Annotated in this window: 19 protein-coding genes; 4 read left to right on the top strand and 15 right to left on the bottom strand. The window is 65.0% G+C overall.

Annotated features, from left to right (window positions below; genetic code table 11):
* Window positions 1-12: 12 nt before the first annotated feature.
* The 14 genes from K289_RS0125370 to K289_RS0125310 all read right to left on the bottom strand — a co-directional run bounded on the left by K289_RS0125370 (window position 13) and on the right by K289_RS0125310 (window position 12,778).
* Window positions 13-1,347, bottom strand: a complete 1,335-nt coding sequence (locus K289_RS0125370; RefSeq protein WP_027554121.1) for a sorbosone dehydrogenase family protein — start codon at window positions 1,345-1,347, stop codon at window positions 13-15.
* Complete coding sequence (locus K289_RS0125365; protein ID WP_027554120.1) at window positions 1,344-1,796, bottom strand: DUF2231 domain-containing protein; 453 nt, start codon at window positions 1,794-1,796, stop codon at window positions 1,344-1,346. The genes K289_RS0125370 and K289_RS0125365 overlap by 4 nt, the downstream gene beginning before the upstream one ends.
* A 235-nt stretch (window positions 1,797-2,031) precedes the next feature.
* A complete protein-coding gene (locus tag K289_RS45030) occupies window positions 2,032-2,811 on the bottom strand; it encodes a hypothetical protein (protein WP_051310773.1) in 780 nt (259 codons plus the stop codon).
* Window positions 2,812-2,895: 84 nt separating this feature from the next.
* Entirely contained in the window at window positions 2,896-3,852 is a 957-nt protein-coding gene (locus tag K289_RS0125355) for a GDP-L-fucose synthase (RefSeq protein ID WP_027554119.1), read from the bottom strand.
* On the bottom strand, window positions 3,833-4,903 hold the full coding sequence (gene gmd / locus K289_RS0125350; RefSeq protein ID WP_027554118.1) for a GDP-mannose 4,6-dehydratase: 1,071 nt from the start codon (window positions 4,901-4,903) through the stop codon (window positions 3,833-3,835). Before gmd ends, K289_RS0125355 begins: the two co-directional genes overlap by 20 nt.
* Before the next feature lie 404 nt (window positions 4,904-5,307).
* Entirely contained in the window at window positions 5,308-5,865 is a 558-nt protein-coding gene (gene gspM / locus K289_RS0125345) for a type II secretion system protein GspM (RefSeq protein WP_084788701.1), read from the bottom strand.
* A complete protein-coding gene (locus K289_RS0125340) occupies window positions 5,862-6,932 on the bottom strand; it encodes a PilN domain-containing protein (RefSeq protein ID WP_027554116.1) in 1,071 nt (356 codons plus the stop codon). Before K289_RS0125340 ends, gspM begins: the two co-directional genes overlap by 4 nt.
* Window positions 6,929-7,876, bottom strand: coding sequence for a general secretion pathway protein GspK (locus tag K289_RS0125335; protein WP_027554115.1), 948 nt, complete (start codon window positions 7,874-7,876; stop codon window positions 6,929-6,931). Before K289_RS0125335 ends, K289_RS0125340 begins: the two co-directional genes overlap by 4 nt.
* The gene (locus tag K289_RS45025) at window positions 7,876-8,565 is read right to left on the bottom strand and encodes a type II secretion system protein J (protein WP_035685690.1); all 690 of its coding nucleotides are present in this window, start codon (window positions 8,563-8,565) and stop codon (window positions 7,876-7,878) included. The genes K289_RS0125335 and K289_RS45025 overlap by 1 nt, the downstream gene beginning before the upstream one ends.
* On the bottom strand, window positions 8,562-8,969 hold the full coding sequence (locus K289_RS0125325) for a prepilin-type N-terminal cleavage/methylation domain-containing protein (RefSeq protein WP_027554114.1): 408 nt from the start codon (window positions 8,967-8,969) through the stop codon (window positions 8,562-8,564). Before K289_RS0125325 ends, K289_RS45025 begins: the two co-directional genes overlap by 4 nt.
* Window positions 8,947-9,441, bottom strand: a complete 495-nt coding sequence (locus K289_RS0125320; protein ID WP_256380013.1) for a prepilin-type N-terminal cleavage/methylation domain-containing protein — start codon at window positions 9,439-9,441, stop codon at window positions 8,947-8,949. Before K289_RS0125320 ends, K289_RS0125325 begins: the two co-directional genes overlap by 23 nt.
* Entirely contained in the window at window positions 9,398-9,859 is a 462-nt protein-coding gene (gene gspG / locus K289_RS45020) for a type II secretion system major pseudopilin GspG (RefSeq protein WP_035685728.1), read from the bottom strand. The genes K289_RS0125320 and gspG overlap by 44 nt, the downstream gene beginning before the upstream one ends.
* Window positions 9,860-9,876: 17 nt before the next feature.
* Entirely contained in the window at window positions 9,877-11,088 is a 1,212-nt protein-coding gene (locus K289_RS0125315) for a type II secretion system F family protein (RefSeq protein ID WP_027554112.1), read from the bottom strand.
* A gap of 4 nt (window positions 11,089-11,092) precedes the next feature.
* Window positions 11,093-12,778, bottom strand: a complete 1,686-nt coding sequence (locus tag K289_RS0125310) for a GspE/PulE family protein (RefSeq protein ID WP_027554111.1) — start codon at window positions 12,776-12,778, stop codon at window positions 11,093-11,095.
* A 364-nt stretch (window positions 12,779-13,142) separates the two neighbouring features.
* On the opposite strand from K289_RS0125310, the gene gspD reads away from it, so the two are divergent.
* Window positions 13,143-15,449 carry a type II secretion system secretin GspD gene (gene gspD / locus K289_RS0125305; protein ID WP_051310769.1) on the top strand — a complete coding sequence of 769 codons (2,307 nt, stop codon included), beginning with the start codon at window positions 13,143-13,145 and terminating at the stop codon, window positions 15,447-15,449.
* Window positions 15,450-15,475: 26 nt separating this feature from the next.
* Window positions 15,476-15,967 carry a tetratricopeptide repeat protein gene (locus K289_RS0125300; RefSeq protein ID WP_027554109.1) on the top strand — a complete coding sequence of 164 codons (492 nt, stop codon included), beginning with the start codon at window positions 15,476-15,478 and terminating at the stop codon, window positions 15,965-15,967.
* A 28-nt stretch (window positions 15,968-15,995) separates the two neighbouring features.
* Here the strand turns inward: K289_RS0125300 and K289_RS0125295 are convergent, their stop codons facing one another.
* Window positions 15,996-16,631: an A24 family peptidase gene (locus K289_RS0125295; RefSeq protein ID WP_245283991.1), complete on the bottom strand. Its 636-nt coding sequence runs from the start codon at window positions 16,629-16,631 to the stop codon at window positions 15,996-15,998.
* Between the two features lie 420 nt (window positions 16,632-17,051).
* Here K289_RS0125295 and K289_RS0125290 point away from each other — a divergent pair, with 420 nt between their 5' ends.
* Window positions 17,052-18,089 (top strand): hypothetical protein, encoded by a 1,038-nt coding sequence (locus K289_RS0125290; RefSeq protein ID WP_027554107.1) that lies wholly within the window; start codon window positions 17,052-17,054, stop codon window positions 18,087-18,089.
* A 72-nt stretch (window positions 18,090-18,161) separates the two neighbouring features.
* Complete coding sequence (locus K289_RS0125285; protein WP_027554106.1) at window positions 18,162-19,346, top strand: TCR/Tet family MFS transporter; 1,185 nt, start codon at window positions 18,162-18,164, stop codon at window positions 19,344-19,346.

Below are 19,346 nucleotides of genomic sequence, written 5' to 3'. Positions count from 1 at the left end.
GCCGCATCGGGCTTAACGTTGCGTGACCTGCGACTGCGCGGAGGTGACGCGCCACACGGTATTGCCGCTGTCGTCGGCGACCAGCAGCGCGCCGGTCTTGTCGATGGCGACGCCGACGGGGCGGCCGCGGGCCTGGTTGTCGCTGTTCAGGAAGCCGGTGACGACATCCTGCGCCGGCCCGCTCGGTTTGCCGTCGCTGAACGGCACGAACACGACCTTGTAGCCATTCAGCGCTTGCCGGTTCCAACTGCCGTGCTCGCCGACGAACGCGCCGCCGCGATAGGCGCCCGGTAGGCTGGTGCCGGTATAGAAGGCGAGGCCCAGCGGCGCGACATGCGAGCTCAGCGCGTAATCCGGCACGATCGCCCCGGCGACGAGGTCGGGCCGCTCCGGCTTGACACGGGGATCGACGTGTTGGCCGTAATAGCTGTAGGGCCAGCCGTAGAAGCCGCCCTCCTTCACCGACGTTATGTAGTCGGGAACGAGATCCGGACCGAGCTCATCGCGCTCGTTCACCACCGTCCACAGAGCGCCGCTTTGCGGCTCGAAACTCAGGCCGTTCGGATTGCGCAAGCCACTCGCAAAGATGCGCCAGCGACCGGTGGCACGATCGACCTGGAGGATCGCGGCGCGATTGTGCTCCGCCTCCATGCCGTTTTCGGTGATGTTGCTGTTGGAGCCGACACCGACATAGAGCGTCGAACCGTCCGGGCTCGCCACGAGACTCTTGGTCCAGTGATGATCGATCGGGCCGCCCGGAAGCTGAGTCAGCACCGTGCCGGGCGCGGTGATCTTGGTGTCACCCTCGGTGTAGGGATATCTGACGATCGCGTCGGTGTTGGCGACATAGAGATCATTGCCGACCAGCGCGACGCCGAACGGCGAATTGAGATGATCGAGAAACACGCTCTGCGTATCCGGTACGCCGTCGCCATTGCTGTCGCGCAGCAGCGTGATGCGGTTGCTGGGGCCGGTATCACCGCCGGAGGTCGCCCAGGACTCGACCCAGTTCATCACGATCTCCTTGGGCCGCTTGATCGCAGCGGCCTTCGGCGCCTTGGATTCCACCACCAGCACGTCGCCATTGGGGAGAACGTAGGGCACGCGCGGATGCTGCAGCCCCGTCGCAAACGGCTTGGCCTGCAAGCCCTGTGCGACGGTCGGCGCCTCGTCCTTCTTCCAACCGACGATGCGGGCGATGTGCATCGGCGGCAGCAGAAATTGCTGGATGTCCGGCAGGCTCGGATTGGCACCTATTTGCGCCTTGGGATCGCCGCTGCCGTCATTGCAGCCGGCGAGACACTGCAGCGAACCGCATAGCAATAAGCGGGCAAGTGTGGACGTCATTGCGCAACTCCCACGCCATGGCGATAGACCATCGCCCAGCCGAGCCAGCCGGTGACGGGCAGGATGAGGACGGTGAGGACCGACAGGATGAGCCCCAAAGGCCACACCGAAGTCCAGGCGTCACGCGTATGGATCAGCGAGTTGAAGAACGCCAGGATCAGCACCACGGCGTTGCCGATCAGATGTGGCCAGGCCGGGGTCTGTGCCCTGACCAGGCGATTGCCGAGGAAATCGGTCAGGCCCGCGATGGCCGCCAGCACGCCGAAGATAACGCCGACGAGCAGAAGCCAGGCGGAGAAATTCGCCCACATCATCTCGGCGGTGACGACATAGGCGATGTCCGTCAGCAGCGCGCCGATGAAGCATGCGATCGGAATCGGCACCAGCATCGGATGAATGGGATGGCCTGCGATCTGCGCCGTGGAGCGCACGCGCACAATTTCTTGCACGGTCAGCCTCGTGTGATGTCTCGCCCTCACGACCGGCCAACTCGTGCTCGTAGTGATGGTTCCTAAGCAGATCTGCTCCTCCAGATGCGGAGAGAGTCCGGGAACCCTTACTTCGTTCGATCCGCGCAGAATAGGAATCGCATTATCGTAATTGCGCGAACCGGCTGAGATTACGCGCAGAGTCGTTACTCGCGATAATCGCCGACGGGCCGCGACAAGTGGTGGCGAGGACGTTCTAACGCGAACCCGAATTTTCCAGCGGATTGACGAGCCCCGGAGGCAGCCTGAAATTGGCAGGCTGCGCGCCCGGCCCTCCTGGGCCTGCCGCCCGGTCGATCGGCGGGCTCATGTTGGCGGCAGACCGCGGCGTGCCTGGGGAAGGCGCAACCGGAACGGGCGACGGTCCCGCCGGCATGGGGCCACTCCGCGCCACACCCGCTTTCGTCTCCGGCGGTATATCCAGCACCGCAGTGTCGAGCCCATTTGCGAACTCCGCCTGACGCCGCTCCACGGCGCGAAGTATCCATCCCTTGTGGCTTTCTCCGGCCCTGAGCCGGACTACCGATTTGCTGGCCGAATCCATGAACAGGCCGATCTTCTCGCTGCCGACGACGGTGCCGAGCAGAGACAGTTGCGGCTTCTCGGGTTCAGGCGGCTTTTGCGGCGGAGCCGCCTGCACGGGGGCAGGCATTGCCACCGCAGCGGGCGCAGGCGGACGCCGTGTCGGCGCAAACAGCGGCCGTTCGCGGCTCGCGGTCAGACGCCCGAGCGGAATCGCCCACAGCGGATTATCGCTGACCGCCCCGGGCGCGGATGCAGGAACCGGTGGCCGCTCGACTTGAGGCGGCGGTGATACGACGGTCGGCGCCGGAGCGACCGGCTTGGATTCAAACAAGTCGTCGGGCGAGCCCGCGGGAAGCCGATCCATCGACCCGGCCGCGCTGACCGCGAAAGCCCGGACAGTTCCCATGGCAAGGACGCTGGCGAGCAAAGCAACGAAAACGCGCATCGACATGGCACCGGCCGCCTCTGATCGACCCCGAGCGATAGCCATCGTACTTATCAGAGATGTGACAAGTGCGGCGCGAGCCCTGCAAGGCTACTGCGCGGGAACCGGTGCGCCGGCCAGAAAGGCCTCATAGGCCCGCTTCAAACCGTCTTCGAGCGAGATCGTCGCGCGCCAGCCGAGCCTTTCGAGACGGCTGACGTCGAGCAGCTTTTGCGGTGTGCCGTCGGGGCGCGCGGTATCGAAAGTGATCTCGCCGCGATAGCCGATGATATCGGCGACCATGCCGGCGAAGTCGGCGATGGTGATGTCCTCGCCGGTGCCGATATTGATCAGCTCCGCGCCGGAATAGGTCTTCATCAGGTGCACGCAGGCGTCCGCCATGTCGTCGGCATGGAGGAACTCGCGCCGCGGCGTGCCGGTGCCCCAGACCGCGACAGTCTTCGCGCCGGCGATCTTCGCCTCGTGAAAGCGCCGGATCAGCGCGGCGACCACGTGGCTGTACTCGGGATGATAATTGTCGCCGGGGCCGTAGAGGTTGGTCGGCATCACGCTGATGAAGTCGCTGCCGTACTGGCTGCGATAGGCCTCCGCCATCTTGATGCCGGCGATCTTGGCAATCGCATAGGGCTCGTTGGTCGGCTCGAGCGGGCCGGTCAGCATCGAGTCCTCGCGCAGCGGCTGGGCCGCGAGCTTCGGATAGATGCAGGAAGAGCCGAGGAACATCAGCTTCTCGGCGCCGCTTTGATGCGCGGCGTGGATCACGTTGGCCGCGATCGCGAGGTTGTCGTAGATGAACTCGGCGCGCAGCGTGGCGTTGGCGGCGATGCCGCCGACCTTGGCCGCGGCGAGGAACACCACCTGCGGCCGCATTTTCGCGAACCAGTCGAACACGGCGGCCTGGTTGCAGAGATCGACCTCATGCCGGTCCACCGTGACGAGCCTGACGTCCTCGCGTGCCAGCCGGCGCAGCAGTGCGCTGCCGACCATGCCGCGATGGCCGGCGACATAGACGCTCTTGCCCCTCAGCTCAAACGGTACGATTGCCATGTGCGATGTCCCGCTTGGCCTCGGCCAGATCGCTCGCCATCATCTCCTCGACCAGTTGGGCAAACGTCCGCTTCGGCTTCCAGCCGAGCTTGTCTCGCGCCTTGCTGGCGTCACCGATGAGAAGCTCGACCTCGGTGGGGCGGAAGTAGGTCGGATCGACCCGCACCACCGTCTTGCCACTCTTGACATCGACGCCGGTCTCCTCGACGCCCTTGCCGCGCCATTCGATGCGGCGGCCGACCTGCGCGAAGGAAAGCTCGACCATCTCGCGCACCGAGCGCATCTCGCCGGTGGCGAGCACGAAGTCGTCAGGCGCATCAGCCTGCAGGATCATGTGCATGCCCTCGACATAGTCCTTGGCATGGCCCCAGTCGCGCTTGGCCTCGAGATTGCCGAGATAGAGGGTCTGCTCGAGCCCGACCTCGATGCGGGCGACGCCGCGGGTGATCTTGCGCGTGACGAAGGTCTCGCCGCGGATCGGACTCTCGTGATTGAACAGGATGCCGTTGCTGGCGAACATGCCGTAGGCTTCGCGATAGTTCACCGTGATCCAATAGCCGTAGAGCTTGGCCACGCCATAGGGCGAGCGCGGATAGAACGGCGTGGTCTCCTTCTGCGGGATCTCCTGCACGAGGCCGTAGAGCTCGGAGGTCGAGGCCTGGTAGAACCGCGTCTCCTTCTCCATCCCGAGGATGCGGATCGCCTCCAGCAGGCGCAGCACGCCGACGGCATCGGCATTGGCGGTGTATTCGGGGCTCTCGAAGCTGACGGCGACGTGGCTCTGGGCGGCGAGATTGTAGATCTCGGTCGGCCGGATCTGCTGCACCAGGCGGATCAGGTTGGTCGAGTCCGTCATGTCGCCGTAATGCATCAGGAACGGCACGTTGCCGACATGCGGATCCTGATACAGATGATCGACGCGCGCGGTGTTGAACGACGACGAGCGCCGCTTGATGCCATGCACGACATAGCCGAGCGACAGCAGGTACTCGGCGAGATAGGCACCGTCCTGTCCGGTCACGCCGGTGATCAAAGCAACGCGCTCACCCATATACAGTACTTGCTCCCACGACAGCTCTCCGACGGGAGCTGTCTTCTACTTGCAAATCAAAGCCTTGCCCTTCTTTGACATATCGACCGCCGGGGTCAACCCAATACGGCAATACGATCGGGAATTTTTCCGAAGGACGCGGCGGCGGGACGGCTCAGCCCACGAAAACCGCGCGCGGGCCCTGCCAAATGCCGATCGCCACGCATCGGATGCTTCAAACTGGAAGTAAGACATTCGGAATGTTCGAATATTTTGAACAGCACTCGCATCGGTGAAGGCCGTTCGCTTGCCACCGATCGCGAGGTCCCGGCGCCCGCCAATTCAGTCCGAAACCCAAGGCGAATCGATGGACGCAGCACTGGATCCAAAAGGTGCGGCGCCAGCGATCCAGCCGCGACAGACAGCTACTTCGTATTCTGTCGTTGCGCCGAGATGCCGAGCACGAGGCGCAGCTTGCTATTGTCGGCGCTCCCTGCGGTCGGCTGGACCACGAGCTCGTCGATGAACAGGAACGGCATGCCGGCTTCCAGATCGTAAAGGAGCGGCTGAAGGGATGTGGCGGCGAGTTCGATATTGAACGTCGCCGAGACGAAGCCGGATTTGGCGAGCGGCCCCTGGACATCGACCTGCGAGGACAAGGTGTTTCCATTGACGCGCTTGGTCGCCCCGAGCACTCTTTGCAGCAGCATGGCGCTCGCGACCGACACCGTTTGTCCTTCGAGGAAGGGCGATCCCGTCGGCACGCTGACGTCGCTTCGGGCCGCAGAACGCTGCACGGGATGCCGGGCTTCCAGGGTTTGCAGTATCTCCGCAGCCGACACCGCGGAGTCGCGACTGCTCAGTATCTCGACCACGGTCTGCACCGTCGTGAAAGCGAACAGCACGACCATCGCCACGTAAGCCGCGACTGCGGCGATTGGAAACCGGGCAAGATATCCCTCGAACTTCTGCATGCTCATCATGTGCCCGATCCGAACTGCGGCTTGATCCGGGCCTCGATGTGGAAGCGCTCGCCGGGCTCGTTGGCGGCGCGCGTCGTCGGCGCAAAGAAGCCCGCGCTGGCGAAATGCGGCGACTGCTCCAGGATCTGGATCAGGGACGGTGCATCATGGGTCAGGCCCGAGATCTGGAGCTTGTCGCCCTCCATTCTCAGCTCGGTCGCGTAGGTGTGGTCGGGCAGCAGGCCGGACAATTCCTCCAGTGTGACCACGGCGGACGGCATTGTGTGCTTGCGGCGCGCGAGCAGCTCCAGCGCGGAGCCGCCGGGACCGCCCTGGCTGCCGCGCGCGATTGCTCGTCGCTCCGCGATCCGGCGCTGGATCTGCTGTTGCTGGGAGTCATATGAATCCGAGATGATCCCGCCGAGCCCGATCGACAGCATGGTCAGCACGCCGGTCGTCGCCAGTACCGCAATCAGCGCAAACCGTAACCGGCTGGAGCCGGCTTGCCCACCGAGGCGCTGGTCGTAGACCGCAATCCGCTCCACATTGGGAGCCACGGTCGAAATCTCGACCGCGGCAGCACCCAGATCGAGAACGGCCTGCCCAAGCGACGTGACCGCGGCGCGCGCCGTCGCAACCACGGTCAGCTCGACATGATCGTCGGCGGTCGCCTGCGGCGATGTCCAGTGAAACACGGCATCGCCCGGCGACCATGGCGTGAGCCGATCGATCTGGGCGCGAATGATGCCGTCGAGGAATTCGACCGCGCGGCCGGGCAGTTCCAGCGGCCGAAACACAAAGCGCGATGGCCTCAGCGCGAGATCGACCATCGCCCCTTTCATGGCCGCGGACCATTCCGCCGACAACGGCTCGCCGATCGTGCCTTCGACCAGGGGAATGCGGCAGGACGGCAGATCGGCATCCTTACTCGCTTTGGAGACGAGCCGCAGGGTGAGGACACCTTCATCATCCTCGCTGATCGCAATCTGCCGCGCGCCGCGCGCGCGGTCGAGCCTCGCAGTCACCGTGCGTGCAACCGTGTCGATCCACAGGGATAGCGCGGTTGCGATCTGATTGGGAATACTCATCGGCTCTCCATCGGCTTTGGCCGCCCTGCTCGTTCCGGATCGATCTCGTCCGTCCACGCCAGCATCCGGAATGCCTGCTTCTCGCCCGGCGCCGGAATCTGGATCACCGCTTCCGGCGTCCGCTGCCGGCCATCGGCAAGCGTGATCCGGATGCGGATCCGGTAGGCGTCGCTCGCGGAGACGGTCGCACCCGGCTGCTTTCCGCCAAGCGCACCGATCACGAATTCCGGATTGTCGGGCGGAAGGTCCGCGCGCTGCTTGAGGAAGGCGTCGAGCTTTGCCGGCGTCATGCCCGGCAGCGCGGCGATCACTTCCGGCTGTGCATCCAGCACGTTGATCTCCGCCATGCCGCTATAGACCGTGACGAAGGGCATCGCCCGCTCGACGAGCGCGACCGGCAGGCCAAGCACAAGCCAGAGTTCGTCCACGCTGCTGAACGGCCCCTGCCGCGGGACGTAGCTCACGCCAGAGGCGCCATAGAGCGCCTGCTCCGTATCCTGCCCGTCCTGCTTCGGCGTGCGCCGCCAGGCGACGACCCGCTCGGCATAGCCGTCGGCCGCCTCAGCCTCTGCACCGAGCGCCTGGAACAGGCCAGCGATCATCGGGCGCGGCGCCATGTTGAGATTGATGCGCGCGGCCTCCGACATGTACTCGACGCGTACGGTGGAATTCGTCAGGTGAAAGCCAAATCCGCCGTGGGTCGGACGGCGAGCCGTGGCGGGCGCAGACAGCTCGTAGGCGGCGAGCTCGACGCCGGCCGAGCCGAACATGTCCCATTGCGTCGCCACGTCGAGCGCCGCGATCGCATGTGCCGATTGCGCAATATAGATGGACGCGACCGTGGCAAGCGTCGCCAGCCCGGCGAGCAGCCACAAGGTGGCGACGACAATGAAGCCGTTTTGCGACCACGATTTGCCCTCATGTCGAGACCTCGTACCGCTCATCATGTCGGCCCCTTACCCGGCTGCGGCTGCGTGGCTTCCTGCTGCTGGCCCGACGGATCGGGCCGCGGCACGCCGGTCTCGATACGAATCCGCGCTGCGCTCGAAATCACGGTTCCGCGCGCGACATCCCTGATGTCGAAGCGCACCGAGGTCGGCAATTCCCCCGAACTGGGCCATGCGCTGAACCATTTACCATCTACCGCAGCATAGGCGAAGTTGATGCGGTAGGGCGCACGCAGCAGCACGACAGGATCGGCGAAGGGGATCAGATCAGTCTTGGGATCGCCGGGCGGCAGCAGCATGAAAGGTGCTCGCATGCGGACCAGTGCCGGACCGCGGCTGTCCGCCACCTCGGAGATGCGGACGAACTCCAGTCCCGGTCGGCCGTTCGGGCCAAGCACCGAACGGACGAAAACCACACCCTGCTCCGTGCCGCGGAACAGCGGCATGTTATCCGAGCGCGTCACATAGTCGGCCGCCGACAGATCCGCCGCGAGCCGATCCAGCGCGACCGCGACCTGCTCATTGCGCTGGGCGCGGATGATGCCGCGGTTCCAGTTTCGCAGCCATTGCCCCGTGACCGAGGCCAGCGCGCCGAGGATCAGTCCCATGAGCGCCAGCGAGACGAGCGCCTCGATCAGAGTGAAGCCGTGCTCCGCACGGCGCTGCCCGACGTATCGCAGGATCATCGATCCCCGCTCCTCGCCTGCAGGCGCACCGTCTCCAGCGACAGGACGGCGCCACTCGGCGATTGCACGCGCAGCTCGACGAGCTGCGGGACGAAGCGCGAGTCCGGCACGACCGGGACGTCGTCAAGGAACGGCGTCACGCGCATCTGCCAGCGATGTCCGGCGACGTGTCCGCGCAAATCCTCGGGCATCGGCGCGCCGGCGCTCGGCAGCGTGGATGCGACCAGGCGCGCGGTATCAACCAAGGCAACGCGCTGCTCGAGTTTCCAAGCGCCGCGCGCGTTGGTCGCAACCAGCGTCCCGATCGCGGCAAGCACGATCGTCACCAGCGCGAGCGCAACCACGGCCTCGATCATGGTGAAGCCCGCCTCAGTGCGTCGTCTAGAGAACCTGTTGCGCGACAATTTCGACGCCTCCCGTCAACCAGTTCACGCGCACCTCGACCGCATTGCCGAGCCGCGTCAGGCGTATCGTGCCGCCACATGACATGCCGCTCGAAAAGAAGCTGATGGTCGACAGCGCCGGCCTGCCGTTGCAGCGCTCCGGCAGCAGCGCATCGAACACCACGTCCTGCGGAACCTGGATGATCCAGGGACTCGAGCCCGACCTAACGCTGCGGGCCTGTGCATCCACCACCGCGTTCACCGCGTCGTAACGCGACAGTGCCGCGTTGCGGTCGGCCTTGAGCAGGGCCGCGAGCTCGATCGCATAGGCCTCGAGCCGCGCCCGCGACGTTGCCGAGGGAAAGCGCGGTAACAGGACGGCCGCGATCATCGCGACGATGGCGAGCACGCAGACCATTTCGATCAGGGTGAAGCCGGCTTCGCCCGCGTCAATTCTGTCCGGAGACGAGATCAGCAGAGGTTCCCGTGCCACCTTCCTGTCCGTCGGAGCCAAGCGAGCGGATTTCGTAGGGCGCGCGTTCTGCGGGCTGCTTGTAGACATAAGGGTTGCCCCATGGATCGTTGGGAACATTGCCGCCCTTCAGGTATGGGCCGTTCCACGACGCCACACCACTGACCGGACGCGCGAGCGCATCGAGCCCTTCCGAGCTGGTCGGAAAGCGACCCGCGTCGAGGTAGAACAGATCGAGCGCACTGCTGAAACTCTGGATCTGGATCTTCGCGGCCTTCACACGGGACTCGCTGAGATAGTTCAGCACCCGGGGGCCGACCAGCGCCATGATCATGCCGATGATGGTGATGACCACCAGCATCTCCACCAGCGTGAAGCCGTCCTCGCCGTGGCGCCGTCGGCGCCGGTTGCGTGGCACTTTCCTTGAAAAGCCGACCATGACCTGCCCTTCCCCTTTCATCCGACAACCTGTGTCACCGACAGCAGCGCCGTCATGACCGACACGATCAATCCACCGACGACAACACTGATGAGGATGATCGCCGCCGGGCCGATGATGGCCACGACGCGATCGAGCTGCCGCTGCAGCTTCTCCTCATAGAATTCCGCGACGCGGCCCGACAGCGTCGGCAACTGGCCGGTCTCCTCGCCGAGCCGCAGCATGCGCACCGCGACCGGCGGCAGCACGGCTGAGGCCGCAAGCGCGTCGGCGAGCCGGCCGCCATGACGGACACGGTCGGCCATCGCCGCCCAGGCGGCCACGTTACCAGTCGCGGTCATGATGTCGATCAGGATCCGCAGCGTCGCCGTCAGCGTCACGCCGCTGCCTAGAAGAATGCCGAGGTTGCGCGAGAATAGTGCCGCCCGATGAAATTCCACCACGGTCGAGATGACCGGCAGCCGCGCGAGCTGGGTCACGATGCTCGCGCGCACGGCGGGCCTTCGCCAGGCCAGCCAGCTTCCGATGACTGCGACGGCGACCAGGGCGCCGACCTCGAAGCCGTGACCGCGCAGCACATCCGAGAGCGTGAGGAAGATTTCGATGACCGGATCGGTTTTCGCGTTGAAGTCGCGCAGCACCGCCGAGAACTGCGGCAGCACGAACGTGACGAAGAAGATCAGCACGCCGCCGGCCGCGAGCAGCACAAAGGCCGGATATTGCAAGGCACCAGTCACCTTGCGCCGCAACGCCTCGGCCCGCGTGCGCTCGATCCCGATCGTCTCCAGAATGTGGTCGAGCGTACCGGACATCTCCCCGACCCGGACCAGTGCGACATACATGGCCGGAAACAGCGCCGGTTCGCGTCCGAGCGCTTCAGCGAAGCTCTCTCCGGACAGGATCGCCGTCTTGATGTCGTTGACGACCGGGCGCAGCCGGCCGACATCCATGTCGTTGGCAAGGAGCTCGAGCGCGTCGTTGAGACGGGCACCGGCCTTCAGCAGCAAGGCGAGGTCGCGAGTGAAGATGGTGACATCCGCCGGCCCGGGTTTCGACAGCGTCAGCGACGCCAGCGACCAGCCCTTGGCTTCCTCCTCGGGGCCCGCATCGATCGTGACCAATCCGAGATATTCGATGCGCTGCGCCACCTCGGCGAGGTCAGCGGCCGTGATCGAACCCGAGACCACCTCTCCCTTCTGCGTCAGCGCGCGATAACGGAAATTCGGCATCTCGTCACCGTACGGTGGTCACGCGAAGAATTTCCGCCGCCGACGTCATGCCGGACAGGCATTTGGCCAGACCGTCCTCGATCATCGTCGTCATGCCGTTGCGGATGGCGACCTTGTCGATGGATTCCCAGTCAGACTGTTCCTCGACGAGCGCGCGGACGTCCTCGTTCATCTCCAGAATCTCGAACACACCGATACGTCCGCGATAGCCGACGCCGCCGCAGCGCTCGCAGCCAACCGGCTCGAAGACGATGTTGCCGACCGCGAGGCCCACCGCCGCATAGCGCGGGTCGGCATCGATATCCGCGTGAGTCAGCGGCCGGCTGGTCTTGCAGCGGTCGCAGAGCTGGCGGACCAGGCGCTGCGCGATTACCGCGCGCAAGGTCGAGCGCAGCAGGAATGCCTCGATCCCGAGATCGAGGAGGCGCGGCACCGCGGCGGCCGCGGTTTCGGTATGCAGCGTCGTCAGTACGAGGTGACCGGTGAGCGCGGCATGGACCGCCACATGGGCGGTCTCGGAGTCGCGGACCTCGCCGACCATGATGACGTCAGGGTCTTGACGGACGAAGGCGCGCAGCGCGGTGGCGAAGGTCAGGCCGATCGACGGCTTGGCCTGGGACTGGCAGACGCCGGGAATTTCGTATTCGACGGGGTCTTCGATCGTCAAAATCTTCCGGGTCGGCTCGTTGAGCAGCGACAGGACCGTTGCGAGCGTCGTCGTCTTGCCGCTGCCGGTCGGGCCGGTGACGATGACCATGCCATGCGGAAGCGCCAGCATGCGCTTCAATTTGCTCTGGTCGCCGGCAAGGAAGCCGAGCTTGTCGATTGACAGCAACGCGCGATCGCGCGGCAGCAGGCGGATGACGGCGGACTCGCCATATTGCGTCGGCATGATCGCGACGCGCACGTCGATCTCCGCGCGCGCGGCCCGCACCCGCGCGCCGCCGTCCTGCGGCAGGCGACGCTCGGCAATGTTGAGGCCGGCCAGGATCTTGATGCGGGAGATGACGGCCTGCGGTGGAACGCCGTTCGGCGTCTGAACATTGCGCAGCAATCCGTCGATGCGCATCCGCACCACCAGCGACGAGCGGCCCGGCTCGATGTGAATATCGCTGGCGCGGAGTTCGACGGCGATTTCAAACATGTCGTTGACGGCCCGGACGACCGGGGCGCCGCTGGCGAGATCGCGCAGATTGTCGATGTCGTCGTCCTGCACGCCGCCCCTGACGGCGTTCTCGACGTCGGCGCTCTCCTCCTCGCCGAGCCGCTGGTCGAGTGCGATGGCGATGTCTTCGAATGAGGCGACCTTGATCGCCGGCGTCGTCCCCAGCACGATCGCGGCGGCCTGAATGGAGGCGCGGTCGGTCGGGTCGGCGAGCATCAGGGCCGGCGATCCGCCTGCGGGTTGGCACGGAAACACCGCCATCTCCCGCAGAAACCGGCGCGAAAACTGCTGCACCCGGGATTCCGCCGCCATCATCTCCTGAAGCGTGACACGCGGGAGCTCGAAGAAGCCGGCGACCTCGTCGGCAAACTCGTTCGCCGACAATTCGCTCATCTCCCACAGCTTGCGCAGACCGCCTTCGGCGGGGCCCGTCCCGTTCAGCCTGCCGAGCTTGTCCACTTCCGTCTTCAGGCCGGCCTTCTGGCTGAAACGAGCCGCAAACTCGTGCGCATTCGGAGAAGCCATGGACGTCGACCGGAGAACTCTGATGGCCGCAGCGCGGCGAGCGCGCCGTTTACCTTAGTTCTCCGATTGGAAATGTGACGCAATTGCCAAGCCGGCTGCGGACCGCACTGCGTGGCTTCATGACAGAGATAAAACAGCGTTGAGATTCCAGAGCTAATCGCGCCACGCGGCATCGGAACAACAATTCCGTTCGCGCGCCGGAAGGCGTCTCACAGCATTCGTAACACACGACTGTCACATGAGGCGGTTAAGCAAACGGCCTTCGGCCCGACCCGGATTGACGGGGACAACAATGGGCGGCGCGTGAGTGGGGCAGACAGTGAGCCGAGCAGCGTTCCGGATCGGCTTGGTTGTGCAATGCGCGATGGTCTGCGCCCTGCTCGGATCGTGCAACACGGTGAGCGGCATTGCGGACGCCGACACCAAGGATCCGGACGTTTTCGACAAGGTCCGGTCGATCGACCTCATGCCGCGCTATCCGAACCAGTTGCCGCAGCGCGAGCTCAGCACGGGCCCGCGCGCCAAAAATGCAGTTTATGCCGCCATTCCCGGCGATGATGCTCCGCCAGCTACCTCGTCGCAGCAAGCCGCGGTCAGCAGCGACCGGTTCGAGCTCAATTTCGACAATTCGCCGGTCGCCTCCGTCGCCAAGGTCGTGCTCGGCGACATCCTCGGCGTCGGCTACGTCATCGATCCGCGCGTCCAGGGCAATATCAGCCTCTCCTCGGGACGGCCGATCCCGAAATCGGACGTGGTCTTCGCGCTCGAAAACGCGCTTCGGATCGGCGGTGTCGCATTGGTGCGGGACGATACCGGCTACCGGCTGATGCCCCAGGGCGATGCGGTCGGCGTCGGGGCAGCGGATGCCTCGGATCGCATGACCCCGGGCTACGGCGTGACGGTTGTGCCATTACAATATGTCTCCGCGCAGACCGTCATCAAGCTCGTCGACAGCTTTGCCACCCGGCCCGGCATGATCCGCGCCGACCCCAATCGCAACCTGATCCTGATTCAGGGCTCGGGCAGCGAGCGGCGCAATGCGGTCGATCTCGTGCTGAGCTTTGACGCGGACTTCATGAAGGGGCAGTCGGTCGGGATCTTCCCGGTGCAGAACAGCAATCCCGGACCGATCATCGCCGAGCTCGAGAAGATCGTGGATTCCGGCGAAGGCGGCATGACGCAGAATCTGATCAAGTTCCAGTCGATCGCCCGAATGAACGCGGTGCTCGCGGTGACGCGCAAGCCGGAGCTGCTGCAGCGGATCGAGACCTGGATTCGTCGCCTCGACACCACCAATACCGGCCGCTCCGCCGTCCACGTCTATCGTGTGAAGTTCGGCGACGCCAAGCAGATTGCGCGCGTGCTCAATGACGTCTTCGGCGCCGGCAATTCGGGTGGCTCGACCTCCTCCCCGCTCGACAGCCCGAGCGGACAGGTTGCGCCGGGATCGGGCCTGTCGTCCAGCTCGAGCGGCGGCTCCGCGCTCAGCCGCCTGTCGGCTGCGCCCAATCAATCGACCGGAGGATTCGGATCGAGCGGACGGACCACAGGCAGCGGCGGCGCGACGGATTCGTCCGCCGGCAATCAGGCCAGTTACGGTTCATCGTCCGGCTCGCAGGGCGGCGGCAGCCTGTTCGACAATTCCGGCACGGGGCAGAACTCCGGACGGGGCGGCGCGGGTCCCGGCAACGTGCTTGATGGCGTCCGCATCACCGCCGACACCGTCAACAACACGCTTCTGATCTATGCAAGCCAGGAGCAGTACCGGATCATCGAGCAGACCATCAAGGAGATCGACCAGCCGCAGCTTCAGGTCGCCATCGACGCCACCATCGCCGAGGTGACCCTGACCGACGATCTCCAATACGGCGTCCAGTCCTACATCATGAGCCGCGACCTTGGCCTCAAGCCCGACACCGGCTCCGTCGGCTACAACGGCGCGAGCGCGCTGCTCAGCGCGGCGACCGATGTCGCGCTCCAGCGCGCGATCCCGGGCTTCAACTTCCTCGTCGGCTCCGCCTCGACGCCGAGGGCGGTGCTCAACGCCTTGCACGCGATCACCGACGTCAAGGTCCTGTCGAACCCGTCCGTCGTGGTGATCGACAACCAGATCGCCACCCTCCAGGTCGGCGACGAGATCCCGATTCAGACCGGGAGCGCGACCGTCTTGACCGGCAGCAATACGATCGCCAACACCACCGATTATCGGAGCACCGGCATCATCCTGCGCGTGGTGCCTCGGATCAACGCCAACGGAAACGTCAGGCTCGATGTCGAGCAGGAGATCTCCAATCCCGTCAGCAACTCGTCGTCGGGTTCCTCTTCGACCTCGACCAACTCGCTGACGCCGACAGTGTCGACCCGCAAGGTGCGCAGCTCTGTTGCAGTCGCCAGCGGGCAGACGGTGCTACTGGCAGGTCTGATCAGCGACAGCCAGACCAGGGCCCGCTCGGGCATCCCGGGCCTCGATCAGATCCCTGGCCTCGGCGAGGTCGTGTTCGGGCAGACCGACAAGCAGATCAAGCGCACCGAGCTCATCATCTTCATCCGTCCACAGATCATCCGCGACGGCGCAGACGCGCATTTCGTCGCCGAAGAGCTGCGGACCAAGCTACGCGGCACCATCAACGCGGTCGGACCGAAGCCGGGCGCGCCGTCGAGCTACCGCTGAGCCGCAACCGGCGCAGGAGCGTAACCATGATCAGGCCGACTGCCCTCCTCATCGTCGCCACGGTCCTGGGAATGGCCGCAACAGGCGCTGCCCGTGCCGACGGCGCAGGAAGCGCCGCGTTCACGCGCGGCGATTACAACAGCGCCGCACGCCTCTTGCTGCCGCAGGCGGAGCGTGGGAATGCCCGCGCCCAGGCCATGGTCGGATTCATGTACGCGACGGGGCAAGGCCTTCCGCAGTCCTATGATGCGGCGGGCTATTGGTACAGGCTCGCGGCCGAGCGAGGCGACACCACGGCGCAATATCTGCTCGGCCTCGCCTACGACAAGGGCCAGGGCGTACCGCAAGACGACGTCGCCGCCTATAAATGGCTCAACCTCGCGGCCGCGCATGCCCCAAAGCGAACGCGCGAGAACTTTGCCAAGCTGCGCAATGCGGTGGCCTCCAAGATGAGCCGCGGCCAGATCGCAGCCGGACAATGGCATGCTCTGCGGTGGCCCGAGGAATCGCCGTTCTGACAGCTCTGCGAACAGCGAAAGCCGCCCCTCACCAGCCGCTCGGCAACGTCGTCTGAAGCAGCCAGCAGATCCAGATCGCCGGCGCGAAGAACAGTCCGAACGGCAAACGCGTGCTCGGCCGCAGCCTGTGGCGCAGCGCATAACGGCGCACCGCGTAGGTCGCGAGCGCCGAGAGAGCGGCGATCTCGATCGCGATCGGCACGATTGGCCAGTCGAGCCAGATGCCGGCCACCGCTGCGAGCTTGACGTCGCCCAGACCAATGCCACGCCGCCGGCGCAGCCGAAGATAGGCGAGATGCAGGGCGAGGAACGCGCCGGCAAAGAAGACGGCACGCAGCACGGCCTCCGCCATCACGGCGAGATCGCCCTGCCCCAGAACCGCTGCATTGGCGAGGCCGAGCATGACCGCGGCGAGGTTGAGAGGATCCGGAATCAGGAATGACCTGGCGTCCGTGATGGCGATCGCCAGCATGATCAGCGCCAGCCCGCCGCCAAGAACGCCCGCCGTCCCCGCACCGACCATGACACTGGCCGCAACGGCGAGGACGCCGATCGCAGCGGCCGTGACCTTGAGGCCCAGGCCGGATCCGCCTTCGACATCGGGTTGGGAATTGTTCGCCGGCGGCGCGTCGGCAACCTGGCCGGATACTGTCTGCCCGAACATCACATCGTCCGCCGCTGTCAACTCTCCGTCCGAAACGCGATCCCGCACGGTCGCATCGAGGATCAGCTAGCACCGCGGAGCATTTCAAGAATGTGACACAACAGCGAGGTCTTAACGGAAATCACACCATGGCCGCCGCAGGGACGACCGCCACCGCGAAGATCGATGCAATTTGAAGCAATTGCCTAGGTGGGTCGCGAACGTCTCTGCCACCGACCCCATAAGGAGCATTGGGGGGCAACCTATAGAAGCTATAGAAGCTAGTAATACTTGTATGATGGAATTTCCGAGAACCTTCCAGCTTAAGATGCGGTTTTTGGGCTTCAAGTGACATTTCAAGAAACAGTCGCCGACATCGGGTCACGGGACGCAAGAGAGAATTCCTTTCCTCGCGAGCACGGTGACATCCAGACGGCAGTCGTGAACCTTGTCGACCGCGTGGCGCCGGTCGTTCCCGTCGCGCGTCAGCCGGATGTTGCGCGAGACATCGCAAGTGTGATCGCAAGCATGCCCAGCTCGATGGGCAACAACATGTTCGTCCGTCAAAGCATCATTCGCCGTACCACCGCGACCCATGATCATGTGGTCGACGGTTTGGCCGCGTGGGTCACTGTCCTCTTCGATCTCGCCAATTTGCAGCAGGATCGGGACAGGGCAATGGACCTCAAGACCGGGATCTCCGACGAAGCGCTCGACCGTCTTGCTCAGGCTCTTTCGAAATCGCGCAACGGCTGCATCCTTGCGGTGCCCCACATTGGAAGCCTCGAACTGTTCGCGGCACACCTCAAAGACCGCGGATTCGGCGTCGGCTTCGTGTATTCGATCGGCAACAAGCCAACACCGACCGAACAATGGATCTATCGAGGTCGGAGTGCCACGCGCGCCACACCGATTGCATTCGCGCGAAGGAACACCGGGGCCGAGATCTCCAGGGTGCTTCAGAACAACGGCGTCGTGTTCATGGTCGTGGATGTCTATCCCAGCGCCAAATACGCGGGAATAACCGTCAAGACCCATGACGCCGACTTCCGCTATCCGCCTGGGCCGGCGCGCTATGCGCGCGCAGGAACGCTGGTCCTTCCCGCCTTTGCATCACGCCGTGACGCCGAAGGTTTTTCGATGAACATCCTGGACCCCGTCGATTACCGCGCGGCGATGCCCGTTCGGGACGCGGCTTCCGACTTCACGCAAAGGGTCGCCGTTTCTGTTGACGGGTTCACGGCCGAGCTGCCTACGGCCTATTGGCTCTGGCACCCGATCCCCAATGATCCCTACCTTGCGATCGCACAACGTCAGCGACCGGACCTCCTGTCCGCGACGGTGCTCGGGGATGACGAAGCCGTGGCTCTGGCGGTGGAAGAGGCGGGCTTGAAGTGGACGTTATCTGGCATCGCCGATCACCTTCGGCGGGATGCCCCGCTCCATTCATCGCCCGCGCTCGCGGAAAGTCTCGTCTGACACGCGGTCGTGCGCATGCAGCAAGCCGGTGCACCCTGACAAGCCGCAAACACCCTTGACCGAGCAAAGCCCATGAGCCGGCCGCTTGTCGCGATCCTCGCCTGCACCGCGCTCGAGGCCGCAGGCATCGCGCTGATCTTCCCGATCCTGCCGAACCTGCTGCGCTCCATGGCTGGCGCGGACAACGTGTCCACGCTGTACGGGGTGCTGCTGGCGCTGCACGCACTCACGCAATTCGCCGTCACGCCGGTGCTTGGCGTCCTGTCGGATCGTTTTGGCCGCCGGCCGGTGCTGCTCCTTGCCCTTGCCGGCTCGACCATCGACTATCTGGTCATGACCTTCACGCCATACCTGTGGCTGTTGTTCGCAAGCCGGACGATCGCCGGGCTGACGGCCGCGAACGTGGCGATGATCACCGCCTACATCGCGGACATCACGCCGGAGATGATGCGCGCACGCCGCTTCGGCCTGTTCCAGGCCTGCTTTGGCGCCGGCTTCGTCATCGGCCCGGTCATCGGCGGCATGCTCGGCGACATTTCGCTGCGCGCCCCTTTCCTTGCCGCCGCAGCGTCGAGCGGCGTGAACCTCTTCATTGCCCTGTTCATTCTGCCTGAATCGCATCCAGCTGAGCGCATGCCGTTCGATTGGCGGTCGCTGAACCCGCTCGCACCGCTGCGTTGGGCGCTCACGTTTCGCGCGCTCATCCCGCCAGTGGCTGTCTTCCTGCTGATCAGTCTCGTCGGCCAGACCTACAGCACGGTCTGGGTGCTCTTCGTCACGGATCGCTTCCACTGGCGAGGGACCGATATCGGTCTTTCGCTGGGCATTTTCGGGCTGCTCGTGGCCGTGACCCAGGCCTTCGCCGTTGGTCCGGTCACACGATGGCTCGGCGAGCGCGGCACGCTCCTCCTCGGCATGGCCTGCGAAGCCGCCGCTCTCCTCACCCTCGCCTTCGCGAAAGTGAGCTGGATCGCCTTCGCCCTGATCCCACTGATCGCATTCGGCGGAATCAGCGCGCCGGCGCTGCGATCGCTGCAGTCGCAGGCGGTCGATCGCGAGCGCCAGGGGCAATTGCAGGGCGTCGTCGCCAGCTTCGTCAGCCTCGCCGCGATCTTCGGCCCACTCATCTTCGGTTGGATCTACGCCCTGTCGCGACCGGACTGGACCGGGCTCGTGTGGATCGTCGGAGTCGCGATATTCGCCCTCGCAGTGCCGATCGTCCTCACCGTGCCGAAGAGTGTTGGCCAGCGGACATAG

The sequence above is a fragment of the Bradyrhizobium sp. Cp5.3 genome (assembly GCF_000426265.1).
In the GTDB taxonomy this organism is placed as follows: Bacteria; Pseudomonadota; Alphaproteobacteria; order Rhizobiales; family Xanthobacteraceae; genus Bradyrhizobium; species Bradyrhizobium neotropicale.
The sequence above is the reverse complement of the archived record's forward strand: the minus strand, read 5'-3'. Positions and strand labels throughout refer to the sequence as shown.

Excerpts from the sequence above, each read along its gene's own strand:
- K289_RS0125370 (WP_027554121.1), bottom strand. The coding sequence starts at position 1,347 with ATGACGTCCACACTTGCCCGCTTATTGCTATGCGGTTCGCTGCAGTGT.
- K289_RS45030 (WP_051310773.1), bottom strand. The coding sequence starts at position 2,811 with ATGTCGATGCGCGTTTTCGTTGCTTTGCTCGCCAGCGTCCTTGCCATG.
- K289_RS0125355 (WP_027554119.1), bottom strand. The coding sequence starts at position 3,852 with ATGGCAATCGTACCGTTTGAGCTGAGGGGCAAGAGCGTCTATGTCGCC.
- gmd (WP_027554118.1), bottom strand. The coding sequence starts at position 4,903 with ATGGGTGAGCGCGTTGCTTTGATCACCGGCGTGACCGGACAGGACGGT.
- gspM (WP_084788701.1), bottom strand. The coding sequence starts at position 5,865 with ATGATGAGCATGCAGAAGTTCGAGGGATATCTTGCCCGGTTTCCAATC.
- K289_RS0125340 (WP_027554116.1), bottom strand. The coding sequence starts at position 6,932 with ATGAGTATTCCCAATCAGATCGCAACCGCGCTATCCCTGTGGATCGAC.
- K289_RS0125335 (WP_027554115.1), bottom strand. The coding sequence starts at position 7,876 with ATGAGCGGTACGAGGTCTCGACATGAGGGCAAATCGTGGTCGCAAAAC.
- K289_RS45025 (WP_035685690.1), bottom strand. The coding sequence starts at position 8,565 with ATGATCCTGCGATACGTCGGGCAGCGCCGTGCGGAGCACGGCTTCACT.
- gspG (WP_035685728.1), bottom strand. The coding sequence starts at position 9,859 with ATGGTCGGCTTTTCAAGGAAAGTGCCACGCAACCGGCGCCGACGGCGC.
- K289_RS0125315 (WP_027554112.1), bottom strand. The coding sequence starts at position 11,088 with ATGCCGAATTTCCGTTATCGCGCGCTGACGCAGAAGGGAGAGGTGGTC.
- K289_RS0125310 (WP_027554111.1), bottom strand. The coding sequence starts at position 12,778 with ATGGCTTCTCCGAATGCGCACGAGTTTGCGGCTCGTTTCAGCCAGAAG.
- gspD (WP_051310769.1), top strand. The coding sequence starts at position 13,143 with ATGGTCTGCGCCCTGCTCGGATCGTGCAACACGGTGAGCGGCATTGCG.
- K289_RS0125300 (WP_027554109.1), top strand. The coding sequence starts at position 15,476 with ATGATCAGGCCGACTGCCCTCCTCATCGTCGCCACGGTCCTGGGAATG.
- K289_RS0125295 (WP_245283991.1), bottom strand. The coding sequence starts at position 16,631 with ATGTTCGGGCAGACAGTATCCGGCCAGGTTGCCGACGCGCCGCCGGCG.
- K289_RS0125285 (WP_027554106.1), top strand. The coding sequence starts at position 18,162 with ATGAGCCGGCCGCTTGTCGCGATCCTCGCCTGCACCGCGCTCGAGGCC.